General features: G+C 61.0%; 1 protein-coding gene and 1 pseudogene. Both read left to right on the forward strand.

What is annotated here, in order from left to right:
- Positions 1-14 precede the first annotated feature (14 nt).
- Positions 15-375, forward strand: a pseudogene (locus GKO32_RS40730) (aldolase/citrate lyase family protein).
- A 422-nt stretch (positions 376-797) separates the two neighbouring features.
- On the forward strand, positions 798-1,242 hold a 445-nt coding region (locus tag GKO32_RS37825; RefSeq protein WP_208024670.1), incomplete at its 3' end, for a hypothetical protein.

The raw sequence follows: 1,242 nt of genomic DNA on the forward strand, positions 1-1,242 counted from the left end.
TCATTGGAGTATTGATGTTTCGCAGCGCGACCGGAGTCGTCGAGGCCTGTAGTGTGCTGTTCGTGCCGGCGTATCGCCCGGAATTGTTCGAGAAAGCTTACCGCAGTGGCGTCGATGCGATAGTCATCGATTTGGAAGACGGGGTCGCCGACGCTCCCGAGGGAAACGCTCGGGAACATGCGCAAGAATGGAGCGAACGACGCGACGGTCGTTGTTCGGATCAACGGACTCGGCACCGAATGGTTCGAGGAAGACCTCAAGATGGTGCAGGAGTACCACAGTCCGGTGATGCTGCCGAAGGCACGGAGCGCTGCAGATGTGCACGCAGTAACGAACGATCGGCAACGGCGACATGGCATTGGACCTTGGCGCTGACGGCTCGTCATGGCCGGCACTACTACAGGCGAGATCGGCCATCATCACGGCGCCGGCGGCCGCCGAGATCGCCGGCCCCTTTGGACGGAGCGACGACGTCTCTCACCGACCAAGAGATTCTCCGGCAAGACTCGATCCATGCCCGAACACTCGGCTTCACCGGCCGTATCTGCCCACATCCGCAACAGGTCCGCCTGGTGAACGACGTCTTCACCCCAGTGACCACGAAGCAGACCACGCCCGCGCAGTACTGGCGGAAGCTGATGGCGGGTCGGTCACGGCCTTGGACGACAAGCTGATCGGGAAACCGATGGTGGAACGCGCTCGACGCGTACCGCAGACGTGGGAACGCCACCGACTGACACAGGAATGAACCAAACAAAGACCAACCCCTTGGAGACCGCACGGATATGCAACGCGAATTGGACGACATCGAGATCACCAAACTGGCGTACACACCTGCGTACGCTGTCAACTACACGGGCCGAGTCGACCGATCCGCCCTGGAACAGGCGTTTGACGTGCTCTGTGAGCGACATCCGGTGTTACGAGCACGCACCGTCTTCGAACACGACCACTGGTTCCTCCGAGCAGACCCGGATCATCGACCCCCCATGACGGTTCTCAGCGGTGACGAGAGAACTCTCCTGCAGGAGGTCGGCATACCCTGTGACGCTCGCAAGGAAATGGCGAAACTCCTCCTCATCGAGGACGGCGAACACCACGGCGCGATCGCCCTTCGCGCCAACCACGCGACCCTGGACGGCCGGCACCTCACCGCAGTTTTCACCGAACTATGGGAAATCTACACCCAACTGGTCAACGGAGTGCCGGTAACCGCAGAACCCGGCACACTCCCCGAATCAA

The organism is Amycolatopsis pithecellobii, assembly GCF_009707865.1.
GTDB lineage: Bacteria > Actinomycetota > Actinomycetes > Mycobacteriales > Pseudonocardiaceae > Amycolatopsis_E > Amycolatopsis_E pithecellobii.